Here is a 24,985-nt window from a genome sequence, read left to right as displayed (position 1 = left end):
CGCGCTGCTTTCCTGGCCTCACGCCAGGTCCGCCAGCAGGCCCATGTCCGCGATGATCGCCTGGGCCGCGCGCAGCGTCGGGACGGCCTGGACGGCGCCGCTGCCCTCGCCGAGGCGCAGGCCCAGGTCGAGGATCGGCGTCAGGCCCAGTGCCTTGAGCGCGTACGCCTGCGACGGCTCGGTCGAGCGGTGCCCCGCGAGCCACCACTGCTCGGCGCCCGGCGCGAGGTCGCGCGCGACCAGGGCGGCCGCGCCCGAGAAGACGCCGTCGAGCAGCACCGGGATCCCGCGGGCCGACGCCTCCACCAGGAAACCCGCCGTGGCGGCCAGGCACGCGCTGCCCAGCGCCGTCAGCCGGTCGAACGGGTCCTCGACGCGGTCGGCGGCGCGGGACAGGGCGGCCGACACCGCGGCCGTCTTCACCGCCAGGCCGTCCCCGGAAACACCGGTGCCCGTGCCGACGACCTCCGCCGCCGGCAGGCCCAGCGACGCCGCCACCACGGCCGCGCACACCGCCGTGTTGCCGATCCCCATGTCACCCGGGATCAGCAGGTCGGCGCCGTCCTCCTCGGCCGCGATCTCGCGGCCCGCGGTGAACGCGGCGAGCGCTTCGCCGGGGGCCAGCGCGTCCTCGACGTCGATCGAGCCCGAGCCGCGGCGGATCTTGTGCGCCGTCACCGCGGCCGGCACGTCCGAGCCGTCCCAGTCCACGGCGATGTCCGCGACCCGCACCCGCGCCCCGACCTGCGCGGCGAGCACGTTCACCCCGCTTCGCCCGGCCAGGAACACCCGTACCATCGCCGCGGTCACCTCGCGCGGGTACGCCGACAGCGCCGACACGCCGTGGTCGCCCGCGAACACGACCACGCGCACGTCGTCCAGCGGACGCGGCGGGACCACGCCGTGCGCGGCGCACAGCCACGCCGCCAGCTCCTCCAGGCGGCCGAGCGCGCCGAGCGGCTTCACCAGGCCGTCGAGCCTTTCGTGCGCGGCGGTCCGGGCGGCGGCGTCGGGCACGGGGATGTCGAAGCGCGGCACGGCGTTCTCCTTACGGCAGGTCGAGCACCCGTCCCGCGACGACCAGTGAAACCCGGTCGGACTCGGCGGACACCCGGTTGTTGAGTGCGCCCAGCACATCACGGAACAGCCGCCCGGACGACGTCGCGGGCACCACACCGCTCCCGACCTCGTTGCTGACCGCGACCACCGGCACCCGCGCCTGCGTCCACGCGGCCAGGAAGTCTTCCAGCCGGTCGTCGAGGCGGCGCTCCCAGCCGGGCTTCTGCCGCCACGCGCCGACCTCGTCGAGCACCCGCGAAAGCCACGTGCCGAGGCAGTCGATGAGCAGCGGGCCGGTGGCCGTGCGCAGCACCGTGGCCAGGTCGGTGGTCTCCACTGTGGTCCAGTGCGCGGGACGGCGGGCCTGGTGCGCGGCGACGCGCGCGGCCCAGTCCGGGTCGTCCTCGCTCGGCGGCAGGCCGGGCGCGACGTAGACGAGGTGCGGGTGGTGCGCGACGAGCCGCTCCGCGTGCCGCGACTTCCCCGAGCGGACGCCGCCGAGGACCAGCACCTTGCCGTCGTCGCGTCCGTACCGGCGTAAGGCGCGCGCCAGGGTTTCGGAGTACCCGGCGAGCCGGTGCGTCAGCTTGGTCATACCCGGCATTGTCGTGCACGCGCTACCGTTCGCCACGTGCCACTCCGACAAGCTGTCACCGCGGCCGGGCTGATCACCGGATTTGCCGCCGACACGCTCTTCGGCGATCCGCGCCGGGGGCACCCGGTCGCGCTGTTCGGCACGGCTGCGGCCGCCGTCGAACGCCGTCTGTGGGCTGACTCGAAGCCGCGCGGAGCGGCGTACGCGGCTCTCTGCGCTGGCACGGTGACGGGCCTTGGGTTGGCCGCGCAGGCTGCGACGCGGCGACGCCCCTTCGCCCGCTTCGCGCTGACGGCCGCCTCGACATGGGTGGTGCTCGGCGGCCGCGGTCTCGCTACCGAAGGCCGCGAGATGGCACGGCTGCTCGACGCCGGCGACGTGCCCGCGGCACGACAGCGTCTTTCGCACCTCTGCGCGCGCGACGCGACGGACCTGGACAGCGCGGAGCTGACCCGCGCGGCCACGGAGTCGATCGCCGAGAACACCTCCGACGCGGTGGTCGCGCCGCTGCTGTGGGGCGCCGTCGCGGGCATTCCCGGGCTGCTCGGCTACCGCGCGCTCAACACGCTGGACGCCATGGTCGGCTACCGCTCGCCGAGGCACCGCAACTTCGGCTGGGCCTCTGCTCGCGCCGACGACCTCGTCAACCTGCTGCCGTCGCGCGCCGGGGCGGTGCTGACGGCGGCCTGCGCGCCGCTCGCCGGCGGCCGGGCGCGGGCGTCGTGGAAGGCCTGGCGCCGCTACGGAGCGCTGCACCCGAGCCCGAACGCCGGACAGGTCGAAGCGGCCTTCGCCGGCGCGCTCGACCTGCGGCTCGGCGGCACGAACAGCTACGGCGGGGAGGTCGAGCGGCGCGGCACACTGGGTGACGGCCGGGCGCCCGAACCCGTCGACCTGCGCCGCGCGGTGCGGCTCTCGCGGGCGGTCGGGGTCGCGGCGCTGGCCGTCGCCGTGGCGGTGGCGCGATGACCGGCCTGCTGGTCGCCGGCACCACCTCCGACGCCGGGAAGAGCCTGGTCACGGCGGGGATCTGCCGCTGGCTCGCGCGCCGCGGCGTGCGGGTGGCGCCGTTCAAGGCGCAGAACATGTCCAACAACTCCATGGTGTGCGCGGACGGCGCCGAGATCGGCCGGGCGCAATGGCTGCAGGCGCGCGCGGCGCGGGTGGAGCCCGAGGCGGCGATGAACCCCGTGCTGCTCAAGCCGGGCAGCGACCGGCGCAGCCACGTGATCGCCCTCGGCCGGCCGTTCGGGACGCTGGAGGCCGGCGAGTACGCCACCGGCCGCGCGGGGCTGGCGCAGATCGCGTTCGACGCCTTCGCCGGGCTGAGCGCGCGGTTCGACGCGGTCGTCTGCGAGGGCGCGGGCAGCCCCGCGGAGATCAACCTGCGCGGCGGCGACTACGTGAACCTGGGCCTGGCGCGGCGGTTTTCCCTGCCGGTGCTGGTAGTCGGCGACATCGACCGCGGCGGGGTGCTGGCGTCGATGTTCGGCACGCTCGCCCTGCTCTCGCCCGAGGACCAGGCGCTGGTGGCGGGCTGGGTGGTGAACAAGTTCCGCGGCGACGTCGGCCTGCTCCGCCCTGGCCTCGACAGCCTGGAGAAGCTGACCGGACGGCCGGTGCTCGGCGTGCTGCCGTGGCTGGACCGCGTGTGGATCGACTCCGAGGACGCGCTCGCCGTCGCGGGCTGGCGGCGCGAGGCGCGCGACGGTGGGCGCGGTGGCCTGCGGGTGGCCGTGGTGCGGTTCCCGCGCGCGTCCAACGCCACCGACGTCGACGCCCTCGCGGCCGAGCCCGGCGTGACCGTGAGCCTGACCGCCGACCCGGACACGGTCGCGGCGGCCGACCTGGTGGTACTGCCCGGATCCCGGGCCACTGTGGACGATCTGCGCTGGCTCCGCGAGCGGGGACTGGCCGACGCCGTGGTGGCGCGCGCCGCCGCGGGCCGGCCGGTGCTGGGGATCTGCGGGGGCTACCAGATGCTGGCGGAGTCCATTGAGGACGACGTCGAGTCCGGCGCGGGCCGCGTCGAGGGGCTGGGGCTGTTGCCGATACACGTGACGTTCTCTCCGGAGAAGGTGCTCGGCCGACCGTCCGGCAGCTGGCGTGGACACCGCGTCGACGCCTACGAGATCCATCACGGTACTGCGGCGCCGGCCGACGCCGAGTCCTTTCTGGACGGTCACCGCGTCGGTCCGGTGTGGGGCACCACCTGGCACGGCGCGCTGGAGAACGACGGATTCCGCCGGGCCTGGCTCACGGAGGTCGCGGCCCAGGCCGGCGTGCCGTGGTCCCCGGCCCCGGGCGCGCCGGGCTTCGCCGCCCTGCGCGAGGAGATGCTGGAACGGCTCGCGGACGCCGTCGAGTCCGAACTGGACACGGAGAAGCTGTTGTCGCTGCTGGATTCCGGGGCGCCGGCCGGGTTGCCGTTCGTCCCGCCCGGAGCACCGTGAGACTGCTTCAGTGGACGATGCGGCCCGTCAGCACGTTGTCGCTCTCCAACGTGCAGACCGCGGTACGGGCGTGGGCCGACCAGTCCGACGGCCCGGGGTAGTGCGCCGCCGTGTGGACGTAACCGGGCGGATCGGTGCCGGTGAAGTACGTCTCCCGGGCGGCCGCGCAGGCATTCTGCGCGAGCGGGCGCAGGGTGTCCTCGCCCGGGTAGGAGTCGCCAGTCAGCGGGACGGTGGCGAACACCTCGATGTCGTGCGGGTCGTCGCAGGAGGTCGTGCGGACTTCGGTGCGCTGGTCGTCCAGGCCGATCAGGCAGTCGCCCTGGCGGGCGTGCAGGAACCCGTCGGCGGCGGGGCCCGCGGCCGTCAAACCGAGCAGTGACAACGCGACGCCCACCACGATCACCAGCACCCAGCCGCCGCTGACCGCCAGCCCGGCGATGGCGAGGCCGCGGCCCTTCTGCCCGGTCCGGCGGATCCTCACCAGCGCGGCGATCCCGAAGCCGATGCTCAGCGGCAGGCTGATCGCCGGAATCGCCAGCACCAGCGACGCGATCGCGAACCCGCTGGTCGTCACCGGCGCCGGTGGTGGTGGCGCGTCCTGGTAACTCGGCCCGGACGGTCTCGGCGGCAGCACGTGCTCGGTCATACGGGTCCCCTCGTGGCGTCCCCCGACCCGGTGCCGATCCTAGCCACGGCCGGCAACCAACTCCGGGCCCGAGTCAAGAATTGGCACCATTTCGTAACGGCCCCCGGCGGAAATGCGACCACGGATAGCGTCAGCAAACCATTAGCGGAATCGCAGGTAGCGGCATGTCGGAATTCGCCCAGGACGAGCGCCACCCGGTTTTCCCGGTTTTCCTCGTCATCGACGTCTCCTATTCGATGGCGGGCGAGCCGATCGACGCGGTGAACGCCGCGTTGCCGGATCTGCGGACAATGATCGAAGACGATCCGCAGGTCGGGGAGATCGCGCGGGTCTCGATCATCACCTTCTCCGACATGGCGACGTCGGTGCTGCCATTGTGTGATCTCGCGCAGGCGGTGATGCCGGTGCTCACGCCCCAGGCCGGCACCAATTTCGCCGCTGCGTTCCGGATCGCGAAGAAGCAGATCGAAGACGAGATCCGCGGTCTGGGCAAGGGCACGCGGTTCTACAAGCCGGTCGTCTTTTTCATGAGCGACGGTGAGCACATCGCCAAGGAAGACTGGGTGGAACCGCTGCGTGAGCTCACCGACCGGCACTGGCGGTTCAACCCGGAAATTGTCACCTTCGGCTTCGCCGACGCCAGGGAGGACACACTCGGCGCCATCGCGACGAGGTTCGCGTTCGTGGCGAAGCAGGGGGAGCCGGCTTCGCAGTGAAAGAGATCATGTCGGCGCTGACCGCGAGCATCCGGACGACGTCGAGGTCGTTCGGCGAGCCCCAGGGCGGCGGCCTCCAGGTCGACGTGGACACCAGCCGGTTCACCGCGCTGCCCGTGCAGGCGGTCTGATGTTCGCCATGCCCGGACGCCACCGGCTGGAGTTCGTCACGCCGGTCGGGCCGATCAAGCACCGCCGGCTGCCCCGTGGCCTGCCCGCGCTGTTCCCGGCCGCGCCGGAGCCGTCCGGGGCCGAGGCGCCGGGAGCAGTGGCCGATCTGCCGTTCGAGGCGCCGAACGTCGGTGACGCGCAGCGGCGGGTCGAAGCGGCCCAGCTGCCGTCGACCGGACTGTGGAGCCTGCCGAACGTGGCGCTCGACGCCGGCCGGCTCGGGCCGTTCTGGGTGAGCGCGGCCAGCGTCGCCGGCCGGCGGCACGGCTGGTCGGGGCAGACCCGGCAGGACTCCTACGCCGTCGAGCTTTCGCGCGACGGTACGGCCGTGGTCCTCGTCGTCGCGGACGGTCTCGGCTCGCGCCCCGTGTCCCAGCTCGGCGCCCGGCACCTGACCAAGTCCGTCGCCGGTGCCGTCGCGGCCGCCGACCTCACCGGCCTCGCGGAGACCGGCGAGGAGGTCCTGCTGGCCGGCATCGAACGCGCGCAACAGGAACTCGCCGACGTGTGGGGGCCGGCGTACGGGGTCGAGGACAGCCGTTTGCTGGCTTGCACGATCGCGGTCGTGGTGCTGCCGACCGACCTGTCCGCGGGCCCGGTGCTGGTGGCCAGGGTCGGCGACGCGACCGTGCTGTCCGCGACGGACGCGGCCAGCGAGCCGTTCACCGGGATCTTCGCGACGGGCGAGGGGCCGGTGAACGTGGTCTCCGCCAGCATCCCGTCCGCGGCCGTGCGGCACGAGGTCGAGATCCGCCGGCTGGACCCTGACGGCATCGGCAAGCTGGTGCTCTGCACCGACGGCCTCGCCGACGACGTCTATGAGTCACCCGGGATCCGTGGCTGGCTGGCCCGGCGCTGGACGCACCCGTGCAGCGAGCGCTGGATGCTCGAAACGCTGAGCTACGCCCGGGTGGGCTCCCAGGACGACCGCACGGCGGTGGTCGTCTGGCTCCGCCCCGGCCCCGAACCGGTCACTTCAGCCGACGCCGGGGAGGCGGGCACCGATGAGGATTGACGGCAGGCACGGGTCCTACGAGTTCGACGACGTGGTCTTCGCGACCGGCGGCGCCGCGCACCTCTTCCACGGCCGCGGCCGGGACCGTGGACTGGTCTACAAGCGCTATTTCACCCCCATCCGCGACCCGGAGCCGCGCCGGAAGCTGCTCAACGTGGTGGACGTCGGCCGGAACGTGTTCCCCGGCAACGCGGTGGCGCTCGGCAGTTCGCCGCAGGCCTCGGTCTGCTGGCCCACGGACGTCGAACACGACCCGACCGGCGCCGTGACCGGGGTGGTCATGCCCCTGGTGCCCGGCGAGTTCTTCCGGCCGCAGGGCAACGCCCGCACCCTCACCTTCATGATCACGGCGCGGGCGAACCCGCCGTCGGCCTGGGTTCGGGTCTCGGTGCTGATCCGCGTGGCGGAGATCTTCGCCTGGCTGTCGGCGAACGGCCTGGCGCACGGGGACTTCTCGGACGCCAACATCGTCTGGCGCGAGGCTCCTTCGCCGGGGGCCGTGCTGATCGACGCGGACGGGCTCCAGCCCGCGGACCGCATCGAGCCGAAGGGCATGAAGACCCCGCACTGGGTCGACCCGCGGGTGGTCACCGGGGCCATCACCGCGCACGACCGCTACAGCGACTGGTACGCGCTCGCGCTGGCCATGTACCGCGGCCTGCTGCTCGTGCCGGGGAACCTGGACCAGAACCCCGACGGCTCGTGGCCGCGACCGTCCCAGATCCCGGCCGGCTTCCCCGCGCCGCTGGCCGGCCTGCTGCACCGGACCCTGTCGGATCCCTTGCGGGAGAAGGGAAGGGCGACGCCCGCGGAGTGGGTTGATGCGCTGAGGGAAGCGTTCCTGCTGAACGACACGCAGTTCGACGACAACGCGCTCCGGCAGCTGGACCTGGCCGCCGACGCCCACCGGCCGCCCCCGCCCACGACGCAGTTCCAGCCGCTGCCGCCGGTGCCCCAGGGGGTCCGGACTCCGCAGCCCATGCCGACCGTCCAACAGTCGCTTTATCCGCCGCAGTACCGCCCGCAGCAAGCCGCGATGGTGCAGCCGCCTGCGCGCAGCTCGTACGTCGTGGCGGCCGTTGTCGTACTGGGCCTCCTCGTGGTCCTGGTCGGGGCGGGGGTGATGTACACGGTCTCCCGCGGCAGCGCGACGGCCGGCACGGCGCTGACCAGCGGGACGTCCCTGAGCACCGGGACGTCCCCGAGCACCGGGACGTCGCAGAGCGGGGCCGGCCCCGGCTACTACGTCCCCGATCCCAGCACTTCGTACCCCGCGCCCGTCACCACCACGGAGACCGCCCCCGCCACCGTGGACGCCGACCCGGAGGCGGTGCTGCGGGCGCAGGCGGCCGCGGACTACCCCCAGGTCGAGGAACTGGCCGGGCAGTGGGTCCCGCAGCTGTCGTCCAAGGCGGTCGGCACCCAGGACGACGGGATCACCTACGGCAACGCCGCCATCCTGGCCCACTACCGGCAGCTGAAGAGCCGGCAGCCGAGCGCGCTGCTGCTCTCGTCGGGCTCCTATTCGACGTTCAAGAACGCCGGCTACTGGGTCATCGTGCTGCCGCAGGGCTACACCTCCGGCCCGGCGGCCAACTCGTGGTGCGATGCGGCCGGGATCGATGCCAACAACTGCTTCGCCAAGCTGCTCTCGCACACCTCCGGCCCCCAGGGAGCCACGCTGAACCGGAGCTGACCCGAACAGCACCGGACCGGAGTGCGTGCGAAGGTAACGGAAAGGCGGGCTGAGCGGGACGAGGAGGGCGGCCATGGCGGCGTCGTTGCGTGAGCAGGTCTGGGCGATGCTGCGTTCGCTCGGGGTGGACGCGGTGTTCGGCAACCCGGGCTCGACCGAGCTGACCATGCTGGCCGGGTTCCCGCCTGACCTGCGGTATTACCTGGGCCTGCAGGAGGCGGCCGTGGTGCTGATGGCCGACGGATACGCGCAGGTCACGCGCAAGCCGGTGCTGGTCAACCTGCACACCGGTCCGGGGCTGGGCAACGCGGTGGGCAGCCTGCTGACCGCGGCGTGGAGCCGGGCGCCGCTGGTGGTGACGGCGGGCCAGCAGGTCCGGGCGATGATCACGCAGCAGAACTGGCTGGTGAACGTGGACGCCACGACGGTGCCGCGCCCGGCGGTGAAGTGGTCGTTCGAGCCGCCGCGGCCGCAGGACGTGCCGGCCGCGCTGGCGCGGGCGGTGCACACGGCGCGAACGGCCCCCTCGGGCCCGGTGTTCGTGAGCCTGCCGATGGACGACTGGTCCGCCTCCGCTGATCAGTCCGAAGTGGACGATCTGGCGGCCCGCGTGGTCCGGTACCGCACCGAGCCGGCCGCGGACGCCGTGGCCGAGGTGGTCCGGGCCGTGGACGGCGCGTCGCGCCCGGCGCTGGTGCTGGGCGCGGCGGCGACCGCCGAGGGGGACTGGGAGAACGCCCATCGCCTGGCCGAGCGGGCCGGGCTGGAGGTGTTCACCGCACCGTCCTCGGGCCGGAACGTGTTCGACGAGACTTCGCCGTGGTTCCGCGGTTTCCTGCCGTTCGGGGCCAGCCAGATCGGCGAGCGGCTGGCCGGGTACGACGTGGTGCTGGTCGTCGGCGCGCCCGCGTTCACCTGTTACCCGTACTCGCCCGGCCGTTACATCTCGCCGGGCGCGAAGCTGTTCCACCTGACCGACGACCCGGACGAGGCGGCCCGCGCGCCACTGGGCACCTCGATCATCGGCGATCCGGGCCGGGCGCTGGCCGAGCTGGCCGGCCGGGTGGCGGAGCGGAAGCGAACGGTGCCGGAGCCCCGGCCCGTGCGCCCGGTGGCGGCCACCGGGACGACGGGACGGCCCACTTCGGACAGTGTGTACGCGCACCTGGCCGGCGTGATCACCCCGCAGGTGCGGGTGGCGCAGGAGTCGCCGTCCAACCTGGCGGAGTTCCACGACCGGGTCCGTCTGTCCACTCCGGACAGTTTCCTCACCACTCCCAGCGGCGGCCTCGGGTACGGCCTGGCGGCGGGCGTCGGCGCGGCGATCGCCGACCCGTCCCGCCCGGTGCTGGCCATCATCGGCGACGGCTCGCTGCACTACAGCTCGTCCGCCCTGTGGACGGCCGCCCAGGCCGGCGCCCCGATCGTGACGGTGGTGCTGGCCAACCGGGAGTACGCGATCCTCAAGGCGTTCGCCGGGTTCAACCACGTGGAGGGCGCGGTGCCGGGCCTCGACCTGCCCGGCCTCGACGCGGTCAGCCTGGCTGAGGGTTACGGCGTGCCCGGGCGCCGCGTCGAAGATCCCGCGACGCTCGCCGCGCTGGTGAAAGACGCGCTCGCTGCACGGAAGCCCGCGCTGTTCGAGATTCCCACCGACCCGGCGGTCCCGCCGTTGCTGTAAGCGGCTTTACGCTCGCACCGCGCCCAGGATGAACCGTGTCACCTCGTGCGGGTGCGTGATCAGCGACAGGTGACCCGACGCGATTTCCAGCACCTGCGCGTTCATCCGCTTCGCGACGAACCGCTGCAATTCGGGCGCCGTGGTGCGGTCCTCTGTGGTGATCACGTACCGGGACGGCTTGTGCTGCCAGGCCGCGGCGGTTGTCTTGGTGGCGAACAAGGTCTGCGCGACCCGGCCCTGCGCGGCGAACAGCACTCGCGCCCGGTCACGCGGGACGCCGTTGGCGAAGTCGTCGAGGAAGGCTTCCTCGGTCAGGCCGCCGAAACCGTTGACGTACACGATTCCCGCGTTCGCGGGCGGAGCAGGGAACTTCGCGGCCAGCGCGGGGTAGTCCTCACCGGCCTCGGGCGCGCGGGCCGACAGGTACACCAGCGAGCTGACAGCCGGGTGGTCGCCGACCTCGCTGATCACCGAGCCGGCGTAGGAGTGCCCGACCAGGACGGCCGGACCCGGCTGCAGGTCCAGGATCCGGCGGACGGCCGCGGCGTCGTCGGCCAGCGAGGTCAGCGGGTTCTGCACCGAGGCCACGGCGACCCCGGCGGCCTGCAGGCCCCGGATGACGTCCGCCCAGCAGGAGCCGTCGGCGTAGGCGCCGTGGACCAGCACCACGCTGCGGGAAGCCGGGCCACCGGCCGACGGGGCCGCGCCACCCGCCGCCGAGGCCACGGCGCCGGTGAGCCCGCTGGCGGCGAACACCGAAGCGACCCCGCCGGATGCCGCGAGCTTGCCGAACGTGCGCCGGTCCATGACGGTCTCCTCCGCTAGCCGAACTCCCGCCCCCGACGCTAACCGCGCGCCGGGGGCGGCGCCGCGACCCTGCGCGGACGTTCCCGCGATCGTGTCCGTTCGTACCGTGGCGTCTCGTAGCGTGGCGTCAGCGCACCCAGGTCACGAGCTCGTCGAGCGGCAGCCGGCGCCGGCTCAGGCTGGACTTGGACGGGCCCGGCGCGTCGGGCGACTCGTACCCGAGCGTGACCACCCCGGACAGCCCGACGTCGTCCGGGAACCCGATGGCCGCGCGCAGGTCGGCGATCTCCTTCGGGTCGTCGGGACCGAAGAACCCGGTCGCGAGGCCCTCGTCGGCCGCCGCGAGCTGGATCAGCGTGAGCAGGGCGCCGCTGTCGAACCACCAGTACGGCACCGGCCAAATGGTCTCGCTGCCGTCGGCCTCCAGCTTGTCCGGCTGCTGGTAACGCTCGTGGTAGGACGCCTCGCGCACGCCGACGGCGATGAGCACGGGCGCCTGCGAGATCCACGGCGCGAACCCGAGGTCGAGGTACTCCTGCTCCGACGCGTCGGCGATCTGCCGCCGCACCTCCGGCGCGGTGATCACCACCAGCCGGTGGCCCTGGCTGAACCCGCCGCTCGGCGCGCGGTGCACCATCCGCACGACGCGCCCCAGCACGTCTTCGTCGACGGGATCCGGCCGGTAGCCCCGCACCATCCGGCGGCCCCGCAGCACTTCCGTGAATTCCATGGGCCGATTCTGCCCCGCCCGGCGCCCCGGCGGCCACCGCTGATCAGGCCACCTGATCATTCAGGCCCGGGTGATCAGGCCAGGCCCGCGTCGTGGACCAGGATGGCGACCTGGGTGCGGTTGGTGGCGTCCACTTTGGACATGATCCGGCCGACGTGCACCTTCACCGTGGCCTCGCTCAGGCCCAGCGCGGTGGCGATCGCGGCGTTGCTGGAGCCGTGGGCGACGGCGACGGCCACCTCGCGTTCACGCGGGGTCAGCGCTTCGAGCCGGGACTTGGCGCCCTGGGCGGCTTCGCCCGCGGCGAAGTGCGCCAGCAGGCGGCGGGTGATCGACGGGGCCAGCATCGCCTCGCCCCGCTTGACCAGGTGGACGGCGCGGACCAGGTCCCGCGGCGGGGTGTCCTTCAGCAGGAAGCCGGTGGCGCCGTGGCGGAGCGCGGTGTGCACGTACTCGTCGAGGTCGAACGTCGTGAGCACCACCACCTGCGGCGCCTCCGGCCCGGCGGCCACCACACGGGTCACCTCCAGCCCGTCGACCCGCGGCATCTGGATGTCGGTGAGCACCACGTCCGGCCGGTACCGCTCGACCAGCTCCGCGACGCCCACGCCGTCACCGGCCTCGGCGACCACCGAGATCTCCGGGTCGGACTCCAGGATCATCCGGATTCCGCTGCGCACCAGCGCCTCGTCGTCGAGCAGCAGGACCTTGATCACGGTGTTCCTCCTTCGGCCGGGAAGCTCGCCCGGACCACGTAGCGGCCCGCGCCGTCCGGGCCGTTGCGCAGGGCGCCGCCGGCCAGGGTGACCCGCTCGCGCATGCCGATCAGGCCGTACCCGGAGACCGGCAGCCCGGCGGAGGCGCCCAGCGGATTGGCCACCTCGACCACCAGCCGCCCGTCCTCGAGGCCCAGCCGCACGTGGATGGTCGCGCCCGGCGCGTGTTTCGCCGCGTTGGTCAGTGATTCCTGCACGATCCGGTAGGCCGCGCGGCCCACCTGGTCCGCCACCCGCGGCAGCGGTTCGGGCAGGTCGGCGACGATCCGCGCGCCCGCCGCGGTGAGGTCTTCGGCCAGCCGCGCCACACCGGCCAGCGTAGGGCTGGGCAGGGAACTCGGGTCGGGCGCGTCGTCGCGCAGCACCTGCAGGATGTCGCGCAGCTCGGTCAGCGCGGCGGCACTGGACTCGCGGATCACCTCGGCCAGCTGCCCGGTCTCCTCGTCCGGCGCGCGTACCGACAGCGCGCCCGCCTGCAGCGCGACGATGCTCACCCGGTGGGCGACGACGTCGTGCATCTCCCGCGCGATCCGGCGCCGCTCGGCCGCTACCGAGCGTTCGGCGAGCAGGTCGCGCTCGCGTTCGGCTTGATCGGCCCGCCCGCGCAGGGCCTCGAGCAGCGCCGCCCGCTGGTACATCCACAGCCCGGCCAGTAGCGGCAGCACGATGAAGACCACGGAGACGACCCCCGTGGATTCCCAGGCCGCCAGGTCCTTCGGCGGGTGGAAGGCGATCAGCAGCACGAGGCTGCCGACCACGGCGACGGCGGTCGGCCACTTCGGTCCGCGGCGCGCGGCGACGTTGTAGAGCAAGAAGGTCGGCGGCAGCAGCGCGGTCGGCACGAACCACGACAGCGCGTCGCCGGCCAGCGCGGTGCTCAGCGGGTACCGGCGGCGCAGCAGGAACACCACGAACATCGCCGCGGCCGCGAGCTGCCAGAACGGCGGCGTGCGGACCCGATGGAGCCCGTCGAGCACGAGGACGCCGGTGACCACGAGGGCCAAGCACAGGTCGATCAGCCGCGTCCGCACGGTGATCACCGTAAGCCCCGGCGGTCTCGCGCGCGTCGCCCGTAGCGCGCACAGTGCGTACTACTTTCCGGTTACGCGGCTCCGGCTGTCCAGCCGATGCGGGCTCCTGATCGTCAGTGCATTGTGGACACATGACGAAACGGATCTTGAAGAACGCCGCGGTGGCCGGGCTCGCCGTGGTGCTCGCCACCGGCACGGCCGCGGCCGCGAACGCCGAGCCGGGGACGCCCGGTGCGCTGAGCGCGGGCGAGCGGCTCTTCCCCCAGCTGGGCAACGGCGGTTACGACGCGCGTGACTACGACGTCGCGGTCGACTACCGGCCCGGCGTCACCACGATGAACGCTTCGGTGACCATGCGGGCGGTTTCGACGCAGGCGCTCTCGTCGTTCGGCCTCGACTCGGCCGTGCCGCAGATCCGCTCGGTGGAGGTCGACGGCCGCGCGGCGGCGTTCGAGGTCAAGGGGGAGAAGCTGATCGTCACGCCGGCGCGCGCGGTGGCGCGAGGCCGCGCGTTCACGGTGAAGGTGGACTACGTCGTGGACCGCGCGAAGAGCCCGGTCTCCCCGGCGATGCCGCTGCCGCCCGGGCTGGACAACCCGCTGCCGGTCTGGGAGAACACCCCGGACGGGTTCGCCGTGATGGGCCAGCCCGACCGCGAGCACGCCGTGTTCCCCTCGAACGACGTGCCCGCCGACCCCGCCACGTACACGGTCCGGATCACCGCGCCGTCCGACGTCGACGCCGTCGGGAGCGGGACGCGGGTGAGCAAGCAGCGCGAAGGCGACCGGCAGACGTCGGTGTTCCGGCTGGACCGGCCCGCTCCCACCGACGTGGTGCAGATCGCCGCCGGCCACTTCACCGAGGTGGACCAGGCCGGCCCGCACGGGATGCCGGTGCGCAGCTACGTCACGAAGGCGGCCAAGCCCGCCGCGCTCGACCACGTCCGCGACACCCCGGCCCAGGTCGCCTGGCTGGAGCAGACGATCGGCCGCCCGTTCCCGTACTCCAGCGCCGGCGCGCTCGGCATCGACTCGCTTTACGGCGGGGTCGCGCTCGAGACGGCCGCGATCCCGACCTACGGCGCGGAGTTCCTGGCCGACCCGCGCGAGGCGCCGATCCAGGTCCACGAGCTGACGCACCAGTTCTTCGGCGACGCGGTGGCCGTGCACGACTGGGACGACATGTGGCTGAGTGAGGGCCACGCGATCTACTACCAGGACCGCTACACCGCCGCCCACGGCGGGAAGCCGTTCGACGAACAGATGCACGGCCGCTACACCATCAACAACCAGCAACTCGAGCAGGAGGGCCCGGTCGCGCACCTGAACTCGCCCTGGGGTGTGCTCTCCGGTACCGACAACGGCGGCGCGCTCACGCTGTACGCGCTGCGGAACCTGGTGGGCACGCCGACGTTCGAGAAGATCGAGCGGACGTTCTACGACACCTACCACGGCCGTTCGGCCTCGACGCAGGACTACATCGACGTGGCCCAGCGGCTCTCCGGGCGAGACCTCGGCGCGTTCTTCCACGACTGGCTCTACACGGCGAAGACCCCCGCGATGCCCGGGCACCCGGACTGGAAGGCCTGAGCCCGCCACCGTGCGTGGTTTTCCCGGCGACGGACAGTCAAGGTCACCCCGATGTGAGGCCTCCGGTGTGAGAATCCGGGCATGGCTGATTTGGTGGCGGCATTGGACGTGGGCGGCACGACCGTGAAAGCGGCCCTGCTCGACGGTGACCTCAACGTGCTCGCGACGCAGCGGGTCACGACGGCCCGCAGCGCGGACGGCACGGCGCTGGCCGAACAGGTGGCGGAGGTCGTCTCGGTGCTCGCGGAGCAGGCCGGGACGGGCGCGCCGGGCGCGGTCGGCGTGGTCGTGCCGGGGATCGTCGACGAGCAGGCGCGCGTCGCGCGGTTCTCCGCGAACCTGGACTGGCGCGACGTGCCCTTCGGCGAGCTGCTGGAGAGCCGGCTCGGGCTGCCGGTGGCGTTCGGGCACGACGTGAGCGCGGGCGGGCTGGCCGAGTTCCGCGTCGGCGCCGGGCAGGGCTGCACGGACGCGGCGTTCATCGCCGTCGGCACCGGCATCGCGGCCGCGCTGATGCTGGACGGGCGGCTGTACCGGGCACACGGGCTGGCCGGCGAGGTCGGGCACATCGACGTCGGGCACCGCATCGTCTGCGGCTGCGGCGCGACGGGCTGTCTCGAGGCGATCTCCTCGGCGTCGGCCATCGCGCGGCGCTACACCGAGCACACCGGCCGTCCCGCGGACGGCGCGCAACCCGTGGTCGACGCGGCCCGGCACGGCGACGAAGCGGCCGTCGCCGTCGTCTCCGACGCCCTCGACGGGCTGGGCCACGGCATCCGGACCCTGCTGACGCTGCTGGCGCCGGAGGTCGTGGTGCTCGGCGGCGGCCTGTTCACCGCGGCCGATTACGTGCTGGATCCGGTGCGCGACTGGCTCGCCTCGGGGCTGACCTTCCAGCGGATGCCGGAGCTGCGCCTGGCCAAGCTCGGCGACGAGGCCGGACGGCTCGGCGCCGGGCTGCTCGCACTCGATTTGCTGGCCGCCCGGCGCTGAGTCGTTTGGCGTGGAGTGGCCCCTTCGCGAGGGTTCGCGAAGGGGCCATTACCCCCAGTGGTTGTCCGGCGAACGGTCCGCGGCCGGCGGGCGGAATCAGGCGAGTGCGCGCAGGAACGCCAGTGACGGCATGAAGAAGTAGTCGCCGCCCTTGCAGGTGACGGCCTGCGGCACCGGCGGCGCGGTGACCGTGGTGGTGCCGCCCCAGCCCGGGACGTACTCCGAGGATTCCCGCGGGCCCTGGCCGATCACCGGGTCGAGGCCCGGCTTCACCGGCGCCTTCGGGAAGCCCGGGTTGTCCGCCCAGGTCGCCTGCGTGAACTCGAACTGGTTGCCCAGCGCCGAGTTGAACGCCATGAACAGCAGCCCGACGCCGCCGGACGGGCGCTGGGCCGGCGGCACGTCGCCGTTCGGGTCGTCGGCGCGCTCGCCGTAGGGCACGCCGCGGCGCGCCATCAGGTGCAGGCGCTCGTCCGCGGGCTCCTCGAACCCGCCGCTGCCACGCGGGTTCGTCTTGCGGATGTGAGCCTGGAACGGGCACTTGCCGGCCGCGAGGTCGCTGTCGAAGGTGAAGTTGTTGGACACCGGGCTTTCCGCGCCGTCCTCGCGCTGCGTGGTGAGCGGGGTGCCGTCCTCGAACCGGCCGATGATCATGGCGCCCGCGCGCTCGCGGTCGTCGCCCGTGAGCCCGAGCGTGTCGGCCAGGTCGAGCTCGGCCTGCTTGAACCGCCGCACGTTCTGCTCCAGCTTGCGGAACACGAAGTAGCTGCCGAAGTGCACGGCCGGGTCCGGCGCCGCGACGTCGGCCACCAGCACCTGCGAGAGCGGGGCCGACGGGTCCCAGACGTTGATGCCGTCGGTGGAGTTCTTCTCCGCGTCCACGTCCTCGGCCAGGAACAGCGGCTGGCTGCGGCCGTCGACGTAGCCGAAGTGCTCGATGCCCTCGCCGCGCGAGTTGGTCCGGCCCAGGCCCGCCTCTTCGGCGAGCACGGTGACGGAATCCGGCAGCAGGGCCAGAACCTCGTTGCGGCGCGCGGTCATCGCCCCGTCGGTGGCGTCGCCGATCAGGACCACGGCGTGGATTTCGCCGTGGTAGCCGGGATCGAAGGTGGACCGCGGCGGGTCGGCGAGCTTCTGCCGCGTCGCCGGGTCGCGCATGCCGCGTAGGAACGACTCGTCCTGCGGCACCTGCCTCACGCCGAGCGCCCGGTACCCCGCGGCGGTCAGCCCGACGCCGACGTACGGCGTCCCCCCGGTGCCCGCGGCCTTGAACGTGCTGATCTCCTGCAGCTGCGTCTTCGCGGACTTCATCTGCTGGTTCGCCAGCGCCGCCAGGAAACCCTTCGCCTCGCCGGCGTGCTTCTTGTCGCCGAACTGCAGGAACAGCGCCGACAGATGGTCGCGGGCGTGTGCCTTCAGGATGTTGGGCTGGAGCTCGTCGAGCATCGTGGCGGCGTCGCCGCTCGCCGTGGTCCAGGCCAGAGTGGTGGTCAGATCGACAGCCATGCCAGGGTCCCCTCCCCGTTCCCGCCGTGCCGGCGGACACCACCGGCACCCGAGCCCCCTCGGCGACCGGCGGTGTTCCTCCCTTGCTCTCCAGGTTGCACTCGGTGGCGGTCCGGATGCCACCTCGGCCGCGAATTCACCCGAAAAGCCCAACGCCTCGTATCGCTCAGTAATCGGCGGGAAGCGCCCCAATGTGGCGTTCGGTGCGTTCAACGCACCGAACGCCACATTGGGTGCGTCCAACGCAACCAACGCCACATTGGGGTTGTTTCATCGTGGTTTGTGCTGGTCAGGCTGGGTTGACTGATCGTGGTAACCGTCAAACCGCGGCGGGCCGGGCAGTGTCGCGGACGCTCTGCTCGTGCTCCACAAGCACGAGCAGAGCCCGCACCAACGTCGTGACATGACGGGCATCCATCCGAACCTTGGTCAAAATCCGCCAAGCTTTCAGGGCGGCGAAGCCACCCTCCACCGCACAGCGCATCCCGCTGAACGCCGCGTTCGCCTGCTTCTGCCCCGTCGTCAACGGCCGGTTGGCCTGAGCTTTGTACGGCGTAAGCACGATCTGCTCACACAACCCACCACACCGAAAGCAGTCGCGGGTGTCGCGGACGTCTTTGTGCCAGCCATGGAAACCCTTGTCGCCGGCCGGGGTCAGATCGTGCTCATGCAACCGGTCACGGACCCGCAACCGACGTGCAGCGGTGATATCGGCGGTCTTACCCGCCAGGACCGCCGACACCCACAGCAACCGGCCCTGTTCATCGCTCAGCCCGAGCACCACCAGCCCGTGTTGTTTGTGTTTACCGCTGTAATTGGGTCGGTTGGCGGTGCCGGCGCGGCGACGGGTCCGGATCAGCGTCCCGTCCACCAGCACCACCACCGCTGCCTGGGCGGCCAGCCGCCGCAGGACCCGTCCCAGCCGTCGGGCCCGGGCGGCGAGCAGCGTGATGACTTCCAGCACCCAGCGCCGCACCGTGCTCGCTGAGACACCGTTACCACCGCTGATGTCGGCCAGGCGCTGGTCGTGGCGCAGCACCGCCAGCACCACCAGCGCCTGCCCGGCAGGGCCGGCTTTACGCCACCGCGACCGCATCTGCCGGCGACGGGTGCGGATCAACTCGGCGACCATCTGCAGGGTCTGTCGCGACAGGGGAAGGGTGACCTGATAGGAAATGGGGTCGAAGCCCTCGGCGGGTTGTTGACTCACATCTCGATCTTGCCGAGGGCTTCACTCATGCCCGGGACGCCACACCGTCCCGCCACCACTTCCTGCCAGACCAACCGAAACGACCTCGCCTCACCGCCGCCACCAGCCACAACCACGATGAAACAACCCCATTGGGGCGCAAGAAGATCGGGCGGGGGCAACAGCGTTGGTGCCCCCGCCCGAAGCTCAGGAGAGCGGCCGGTTCAGGAGAGGGGCCGGTTCAGGAGAGCGGCCGGTCCGTCGGGGCGATCGGGGCGGGCAGGAAGCCCCGGCCGGTCAGGAAGGCGTCGACGCCGGCGGCGCAGGAGCGGCCCTCCGCGATGGCCCACACGATGAGCGACTGGCCCCGGCCCATGTCGCCCGCCACGAAGACGTTGTCGAGGCTCGTGCGGAAGTCCTTGTCCCGCGCGACATTGCCACGCGGGTCGAGCTCCACGCCGAGGTCCTCGATCAGGCCTTCGCGCTGCGGGCCCAGGAAACCCATGGCCAGCAGCACCAGCTGGGCCGGCAGCTCGGTCTCGGTGCCCTCCACCGGGACGAACTTGCCGCCCTCGTTGCGCACCTCGACGAGCTTCAGCGCGCGCACCCGGCCGTCGGCGTCACTCAGGAACTCCTGCGTGTTCACCGAATACAGCCGCTCGCCGCCTTCCTCGTGGGCCGAGGAGACGCGGTAGATCATCGGGTACGTCGGCCACGGGTGCGCGTCCGCGCGCGACTCCGGCGGCCGCGGCATGATTTCCAGCTGTGTCACCGACTTCGCGCCCTGGCGGTGCGAGGTGCCGACGCAGTCCGCGCCCGTGTCACCGCCGCCGATGACCACGACGTCGAGGCCCTCCGCGGAATACGGCGACGCGTCCAGCTCACCCGCGGCGACCCGGTTCGCCGGCGGCAGGAACTCCATCGCCTGGTGGATGCCGTTCAGCTCGCGGCCGTCGATCGGCAGGTCGCGCCACGCCGTCGCGCCGCCCGCCAGCACCACGGCGTCGTGGGACGACCGCAGCTCGTCCACCGTGAGGTCGGCGCCGACGTCCACCGAGGTCCGGAACTCCGTGCCCTCGGCCCGCATCTGCTCGATCCGCCGGTCGAGCCGGTGCTTCTCCATCTTGAACGCGGGGATGCCGTAACGCAGCAGCCCGCCGATCTTGTCGGCCCGCTCGAAGACCACCACACTGTGGCCCGCGCGCGTCAGCTGCTGCGCCGCGGCGAGCCCGGACGGGCCGGAGCCGATCACAGCGACCTTCTTGCCCGTTTTCGTGACCGGCACCTGCGGCGTGACCCAGCCTTCGGCGAAGGCCCGGTCGATGATGGAGATCTCGACCCGCTTGATCGTCACCGGGTCGTCGTTGATGCCCAGCACACACGCGGTCTCGCACGGCGCGGGGCACAGCGTGCCGGTGAACTCCGGGAAGTTGTTGGTGGCGTGCAGCCGCTCGGCCGCCTCCTGCCAGTCTTCCCGCCACACCAAGGTGTTCCACTCGGGGATCAGGTTCCCCAGCGGACAGCCCTGGTGACAGAACGGGATGCCGCAGTCCATACAGCGCCCGGCCTGCTTCTCCAGCTTCGTCGACGCGAAGTCCTCGTAGACCTCGCGCCAGTCCATCAGCCGCAGATCGACCGGACGGCGCTTCGGCTCCTCGCGAGTGGTGGTCATAAAGCCCTTGGGGTCAGCCATGTGCGGCCTCCATGATCGCCTCGTTCACATCACGCCCGTCCCGCTCCGCCTGCACCTGAGCGGCGAGCACACGCTTGTAGTCCTTCGGCATGACCTTGCCGAACCGGTCGACGGCGGCGTCCCAGTCGGCGAGCAGCTCGCGCGCGACCGCGGATTCCGTTTCGTTGTAATGCTTTTCGACGGTTTCGCGCAGGAAGTCGGCGTCCTCGGAGTCGAGCGGGTCGATGTCGACCATCTCCGGGTTCACCCGGTGCACCGGCAGGTCCAGCACGTACGCGATGCCGCCGGACATGCCGGCCGCGAAGTTGCGCCCGACGCCGCCGAGCACCACGACCCGGCCGCCCGTCATGTATTCGACGCCGTGGTCGCCGACGCCCTCGACGACGGCCAGCGCGCCGGAGTTGCGCACGCAGAACCGCTCGCCGGCCTTGCCGCGGATGAAGATCTCACCGCTGGTGGCGCCGTAGCCGATCACGTTGCCCGCGATGATGTGGTCCTCGGCGGCGATCACTGCGGTCTTGTCGGGGCGCACGACGAGCCGTCCGCCGGAGAGGCCCTTGCCGACGTAGTCGTTGCCGTCGCCGTAGAGCCGCAGCGTGATGCCCTTCGGCACGAACGCGCCGAACGACTGGCCCGCGGTGCCGGTGAAGGTGACGTCGATGGTGTCGTCCGGCAGGCCCTCGCCGCCCCACTTCTTCGTCAGCTCGGAGCCGAGCATGGTGCCGACGGTGCGGTTGACGTTGCGCACCGGCAGTTCCAGCCGCACCTTGTCACCCGAGGACAGCGCGCCCTCGGCCAGCTGGATCAGCGTGTTGTCGAGCGCCTTGTCCAGCCCGTGGTCCTGCGCCACCTGCTGGTGCCGCGCCGCCCGCGGGGCCAGCTCCGGCACGTGGAAGATCGGCGACAGGTCGAGCCCGGCCGCCTTCCAGTGGTCGACGGCCTGGCGCTTGTCGAGCACCTCGGCGTGGCCCACGGCCTCGGCGATGGACCGGAAACCCAGCTCCGCCAGGTACTCCCGGACCTCCTGCGCGATGAACTGGAAGAAGTTCACCACGTACTCGGCCTTGCCGCTGAACTTCTCGCGCAGCTTGGGGTTCTGCGTCGCGACGCCCACCGGGCAGGTGTCGAGGTGGCAGACGCGCATCATGACGCAGCCCGAAACCACCAGCGGCGCGGTCGCGAAGCCGAACTCCTCGGCGCCGAGCAGCGCGGCGATCATCACGTCACGGCCGGTCTTGAGCTGGCCGTCGGTCTGCACCACGATCCGGTCGCGCAGCCGGTTGGCCAGCAGCGTCTGCTGCGTTTCGGCCAGGCCCAGCTCCCACGGGCCGCCCGCGTGCTTGATGGACGACAGCGGCGAAGCGCCCGTCCCGCCGTCGTGGCCGGAGATCAGCACGACGTCCGCGTGCGCCTTGGACACACCGGCCGCGACCGTGCCGACGCCGACCTCGGACACGAGCTTCACATGGATGCGCGCGGCCGGGTTGGCGTTCTTCAGGTCGTGGATCAGCTGGGCGAGGTCTTCGATCGAATAGATGTCGTGGTGCGGCGGCGGGGAAATCAGGCCGACGCCCGGCGTCGAGTACCGCGTCTTCGCGATCCACGGGTACACCTTCGTGCCGGGCAGCTGCCCGCCCTCGCCGGGCTTCGCGCCCTGCGCCATCTTGATCTGGATGTCGTCGGCGTTGACCAGGTATTCGCTCGTCACGCCGAACCGGCCGCTGGCGACCTGCTTCACGGCGGAGCGCCGTTCGGGGTCGTAAAGCCGTTCGGCGTCCTCGCCGCCCTCGCCGGTGTTCGACTTGCCGCCGATCCGGTTCATCGCGATGGCCAGCGTCTGGTGCATCTCCATCGAGATCGAGCCGTAGGAGATGGCGCCGGTGGCGAACCGCTTGACGATCTCCGACACCGGCTCGACCTCTTCGATCGGCACCGGCGTCCGGTCGCCGTACTTGAAGTCGAACAGCCCGCGCAGCGTCTGCAGCTTCTCCGACTGGTCGTTGACGGCCTTCGTGTACTCCTTGAAGACCTCGTACTTCCCGCTGCGAGTGGAGTGCTGCAGCTTGAAAACGGTCTGCGGGTTGAACAGGTGCGGCTCGCCTTCGCGGCGCCACTGGTAGTCCGCGCCGGTCTCCAGCTCGCGGTGGCTCGGGCGGACGCCGTCGGCCGGGAAGGCCCGGCGGTGGCGCTGTTCGACCTCGTCGGCGATCGTGTCGAACCCGATGCCGCCGAGCCGCGAGGTGGTGCCGGTGAAACAGGTGTCGACGACCTCGGCGCCCAGCCCGACCGCCTCGAAGATCTGCGCGCCGGTGTAGGAAGCGACGGTGGAGACGCCCATTTTGGACATCGTCTTCCGCACGCCCTTGCCCAGCGCCTTGATCAGGTTCGTGGTCGCCTGCTTGCCGGTGACGCCCGGGATCAGGCCCTGGTGCGCCATTTCCTCGACCGTCGCCATCGCCAGGTACGGGTTCACCGCGGCCACGCCGTAGCCGACGAGCAGCGCGATGTGGTGCACCTCGCGCGCGTCGCCCGCCTCGACGATGAGGCCGACCTGCGTGCGTGTCTTCTCACGGACCAGGTGGTGGTGCACCGCGCCGGTGAGCAGCAGCGACGGGATCGCGGCGTGGTTCTCGTCGACGCCGCGGTCGGACAGCACGATCAGCCGCGCGCCGTCCTCGATCGCCTCGGACACCTCGCTGCGGATCTCGTCGAGCCGCTGCACAAGCGCTTCGCCGCCGCCGTGCACGTTGTAGCGGCCGAGCACGGTGACAGCCTGGAACTCCGGCAGCGTGCCGTCGTCGTTGACGTGCACCAGCTTCGCCAGCTGGTCGTTGTCCAGCACGGGGAACGGCAGCACGATGCGGCGGCACGACGCGGCGCCGGCTTCGAGCAAGTTCGGCTCCGCGCCGATCTGCGTGCCGAGCGCCGTGATCAGCTCTTCCCGGATGGAGTCCAGCGGCGGGTTCGTCACCTGGGCGAAGAGCTGGATGAAGTAGTCGAACAGCGGCCGCGAGCGCGACGAGAGCGGCGCGAGCGGCGAGTCGTTGCCCATCGAGCCGACCGGCTCCGCGCCGGTGCGGGCCATCGGCTCGAGGATGGTTTCCAGCTCTTCTTCGGTGTAGCCGAAGGACTGCTGGCGCCGGACGAGCGCGGCGTGCAGCGGTACTTCGCGGTCGCGCTCGGGAAGGTCTTCCAGGCGCAGCAGCCCGGCGTCGACCCATTCGTCGTACGGGTGCGCGGTGGCCAGCTCGCCCTTGATCTCCTCGTCCTCGACGATCCGGCCCTCGGCCGTGTCGACGAGGAACATCCGGCCCGGCTCCAGCCGCCCCTTGCGGATGATCGTGGACTGGTCCAGCTCCAGCACGCCGACCTCACTGGCGAGCACGACGAGGCCGTCGTCGGTCACCCAGTAGCGGCCGGGGCGCAGGCCGTTGCGGTCGAGCACCGCGCCGATCTGCGTGCCGTCGGTGAACGCCACCAGCGCGGGGCCGTCCCACGGCTCCATCAGCGTGGAGTGGAACTCGTAGAACGCCCGTCGCGCGGGGTCCATTTCCTGGTGGTTCTCCCAGGCTTCCGGGATCATCATCAGCACGGAGTGCGGCAGCGACCGCCCGCCGAGGTGCAGGAGTTCGAGCACCTCGTCGAACGAGGCGGAGTCGCTGGCCCCGCGGGTGATCACCGGGTAGACGCGCTTGAGGTCGCCGGGGACGAGATCCGTCTCCAGCAGCGCTTCGCGGGCGTCCATCCAGTTGCGGTTGCCCTTGAGGGTGTTGATTTCGCCGTTGTGTGCCACGTACCGGTACGGGTGCGCGAGCGGCCACGACGGGAAGGTGTTGGTGGAGAAGCGGGAGTGCACCAGGCCGATGGCGCTCGTCACGCGCTCGTCGGTCAGGTCGAGGAAGAACCGCTCGACCTGGCCCTCGGTGAGCATTCCCTTGTAGACGATCGTGCGCGAGGACAGGGAGGGGAAGTAGACGTCGTCTTCCACGAGCTCGTGCTCGGCGCGCTTGCGCACGCAGAAGGCGGCGCGCTCCAGGGCGAGGCCCTCGCGGTTCTGACGGCGCCCGGCCAGGAAGAGCTGCGTGAAGTGCGGCATGGTCTCGGCCGCGGTGGGCCCGCAGTGCGCGGTGTCGACGGGCAGCTCGCGCCAGCCCACCACGCGCATGTCCTCCTCGGCGGCGATCCGCTCGATGGTGGTCATGGCGTGACCGCGGCGTTTTTCGTCCTGGGGCAGGAAAGCGGTACCGACGGCGTAAGCGCCCTCTTCGGGCAGCGTGAAGCCGGCGACCTCACGGTAGAACGCGTCGGGCACCTGGATCAGCAGACCGGCGCCGTCGCCGGTGTCGGGTTCGGCGCCACGCGCCCCGCGATGCTCCAGATTCCTGAGCGCGACCAAGGCTTTCGCCACGATCTGATGATCTCGGCGACCGGCGAGGTCGGCGACGAACGCGACGCCACAGGCGTCGTGCTCGTAAGAAGGGTCGTACAGACCCGCGAGGGCCGGTGTGCTGGAACCGGAACTGGCACGGTGGGTCACGGCTGGCCGCCTCCCAGGGCGTTGGCGCGCCCGGTACTCACTCCATCGGGTGGTTCGACACTGAACCGGTTAACGAAGTGGTCCGGAACCGCGATGGTC

20 protein-coding genes are annotated in these 24,985 nt (G+C 71.9%); 9 read left to right on the top strand and 11 right to left on the bottom strand.

Going from position 1 to position 24,985, the window contains the following annotated elements; genetic code table 11:
• Positions 1 to 18 precede the first annotated feature (18 nt).
• Together cobT and OG943_RS24325 are read right to left on the bottom strand one after the other, a co-directional pair.
• Positions 19 to 1,038, bottom strand: coding sequence for a nicotinate-nucleotide--dimethylbenzimidazole phosphoribosyltransferase (gene cobT / locus OG943_RS24330; RefSeq protein WP_328603214.1), 1,020 nt, complete (start codon positions 1,036 to 1,038; stop codon positions 19 to 21).
• Positions 1,039 to 1,048: 10 nt separating this feature from the next.
• Positions 1,049 to 1,654 (bottom strand): bifunctional adenosylcobinamide kinase/adenosylcobinamide-phosphate guanylyltransferase, encoded by a 606-nt coding sequence (locus OG943_RS24325; RefSeq protein ID WP_328603213.1) that lies wholly within the window; start codon positions 1,652 to 1,654, stop codon positions 1,049 to 1,051.
• A gap of 36 nt (positions 1,655 to 1,690) precedes the next feature.
• Between OG943_RS24325 and OG943_RS24320 the strand changes: the two genes are divergently transcribed.
• Together OG943_RS24320 and OG943_RS24315 are read left to right on the top strand one after the other, a co-directional pair.
• Positions 1,691 to 2,623 (top strand): cobalamin biosynthesis protein, encoded by a 933-nt coding sequence (locus tag OG943_RS24320; RefSeq protein WP_328603212.1) that lies wholly within the window; start codon positions 1,691 to 1,693, stop codon positions 2,621 to 2,623.
• The gene (locus OG943_RS24315) at positions 2,620 to 4,107 is read left to right on the top strand and encodes a cobyric acid synthase (protein ID WP_328603211.1); all 1,488 of its coding nucleotides are present in this window, start codon (positions 2,620 to 2,622) and stop codon (positions 4,105 to 4,107) included. The genes OG943_RS24320 and OG943_RS24315 overlap by 4 nt, the downstream gene beginning before the upstream one ends.
• A 7-nt stretch (positions 4,108 to 4,114) precedes the next feature.
• On the opposite strand, the gene OG943_RS24310 is transcribed toward OG943_RS24315, so the two are convergent.
• Positions 4,115 to 4,756, bottom strand: a complete 642-nt coding sequence (locus tag OG943_RS24310; protein ID WP_328603210.1) for a DUF4190 domain-containing protein — start codon at positions 4,754 to 4,756, stop codon at positions 4,115 to 4,117.
• 164 nt (positions 4,757 to 4,920) lie between these two features.
• Here OG943_RS24310 and OG943_RS24305 point away from each other — a divergent pair, with 164 nt between their 5' ends.
• From OG943_RS24305 to mdlC, 5 genes are all read left to right on the top strand, one after another.
• The gene (locus tag OG943_RS24305; RefSeq protein ID WP_328603209.1) at positions 4,921 to 5,472 is read left to right on the top strand and encodes a vWA domain-containing protein; all 552 of its coding nucleotides are present in this window, start codon (positions 4,921 to 4,923) and stop codon (positions 5,470 to 5,472) included.
• Positions 5,469 to 5,603 (top strand): hypothetical protein, encoded by a 135-nt coding sequence (locus OG943_RS24300; protein WP_328603208.1) that lies wholly within the window; start codon positions 5,469 to 5,471, stop codon positions 5,601 to 5,603. Before OG943_RS24305 ends, OG943_RS24300 begins: the two co-directional genes overlap by 4 nt.
• Positions 5,604 to 5,611: 8 nt before the next feature.
• Complete coding sequence (locus OG943_RS24295) at positions 5,612 to 6,658, top strand: protein phosphatase 2C domain-containing protein (protein ID WP_328603207.1); 1,047 nt, start codon at positions 5,612 to 5,614, stop codon at positions 6,656 to 6,658.
• On the top strand, positions 6,648 to 8,354 hold the full coding sequence (locus OG943_RS24290; RefSeq protein ID WP_328603206.1) for a hypothetical protein: 1,707 nt from the start codon (positions 6,648 to 6,650) through the stop codon (positions 8,352 to 8,354). The genes OG943_RS24295 and OG943_RS24290 overlap by 11 nt, the downstream gene beginning before the upstream one ends.
• A gap of 73 nt (positions 8,355 to 8,427) precedes the next feature.
• Positions 8,428 to 10,035, top strand: a complete 1,608-nt coding sequence (mdlC, locus tag OG943_RS24285; protein ID WP_328603205.1) for a benzoylformate decarboxylase — start codon at positions 8,428 to 8,430, stop codon at positions 10,033 to 10,035.
• Between the two features lie 6 nt (positions 10,036 to 10,041).
• Here the strand turns inward: mdlC and OG943_RS24280 are convergent, their stop codons facing one another.
• From OG943_RS24280 to OG943_RS24265, 4 genes are all read right to left on the bottom strand, one after another.
• Positions 10,042 to 10,842: an alpha/beta fold hydrolase gene (locus OG943_RS24280; RefSeq protein ID WP_328603204.1), complete on the bottom strand. Its 801-nt coding sequence runs from the start codon at positions 10,840 to 10,842 to the stop codon at positions 10,042 to 10,044.
• A 127-nt stretch (positions 10,843 to 10,969) separates the two neighbouring features.
• A complete protein-coding gene (locus tag OG943_RS24275; RefSeq protein ID WP_328603203.1) occupies positions 10,970 to 11,572 on the bottom strand; it encodes a nitroreductase family protein in 603 nt (200 codons plus the stop codon).
• Positions 11,573 to 11,646: 74 nt separating this feature from the next.
• Entirely contained in the window at positions 11,647 to 12,288 is a 642-nt protein-coding gene (locus tag OG943_RS24270) for a response regulator transcription factor (protein WP_328603202.1), read from the bottom strand.
• The gene (locus OG943_RS24265; RefSeq protein ID WP_328603201.1) at positions 12,285 to 13,379 is read right to left on the bottom strand and encodes a sensor histidine kinase; all 1,095 of its coding nucleotides are present in this window, start codon (positions 13,377 to 13,379) and stop codon (positions 12,285 to 12,287) included. Before OG943_RS24265 ends, OG943_RS24270 begins: the two co-directional genes overlap by 4 nt.
• Positions 13,380 to 13,510: 131 nt before the next feature.
• Here OG943_RS24265 and OG943_RS24260 point away from each other — a divergent pair, with 131 nt between their 5' ends.
• Together OG943_RS24260 and OG943_RS24255 are read left to right on the top strand one after the other, a co-directional pair.
• Complete coding sequence (locus OG943_RS24260) at positions 13,511 to 14,968, top strand: M1 family metallopeptidase (protein ID WP_328603200.1); 1,458 nt, start codon at positions 13,511 to 13,513, stop codon at positions 14,966 to 14,968.
• A gap of 81 nt (positions 14,969 to 15,049) precedes the next feature.
• Positions 15,050 to 15,961: an ROK family protein gene (locus tag OG943_RS24255; protein WP_328603199.1), complete on the top strand. Its 912-nt coding sequence runs from the start codon at positions 15,050 to 15,052 to the stop codon at positions 15,959 to 15,961.
• A gap of 96 nt (positions 15,962 to 16,057) precedes the next feature.
• On the opposite strand, the gene OG943_RS24250 is transcribed toward OG943_RS24255, so the two are convergent.
• The 4 genes from OG943_RS24250 to gltB form a co-directional block, all read right to left on the bottom strand.
• Entirely contained in the window at positions 16,058 to 17,467 is a 1,410-nt protein-coding gene (locus OG943_RS24250; RefSeq protein ID WP_328603198.1) for a Dyp-type peroxidase, read from the bottom strand.
• Positions 17,468 to 17,786: 319 nt separating this feature from the next.
• A complete protein-coding gene (locus tag OG943_RS24245) occupies positions 17,787 to 18,677 on the bottom strand; it encodes a transposase family protein (RefSeq protein ID WP_328603197.1) in 891 nt (296 codons plus the stop codon).
• Positions 18,678 to 18,897: 220 nt separating this feature from the next.
• A complete protein-coding gene (locus OG943_RS24240; protein ID WP_328603196.1) occupies positions 18,898 to 20,349 on the bottom strand; it encodes a glutamate synthase subunit beta in 1,452 nt (483 codons plus the stop codon).
• Positions 20,342 to 24,886: a glutamate synthase large subunit gene (gene gltB, locus OG943_RS24235; RefSeq protein ID WP_328603195.1), complete on the bottom strand. Its 4,545-nt coding sequence runs from the start codon at positions 24,884 to 24,886 to the stop codon at positions 20,342 to 20,344. Before gltB ends, OG943_RS24240 begins: the two co-directional genes overlap by 8 nt.
• Positions 24,887 to 24,985 lie beyond the last annotated feature (99 nt).

Origin of the sequence: Amycolatopsis sp. NBC_00345, from assembly GCF_036116635.1 — a bacterium.
Taxonomy (GTDB): domain Bacteria; phylum Actinomycetota; class Actinomycetes; order Mycobacteriales; family Pseudonocardiaceae; genus Amycolatopsis.
The sequence above is the reverse complement of the archived record's forward strand: the minus strand, read 5'-3'. Positions and strand labels throughout refer to the sequence as shown.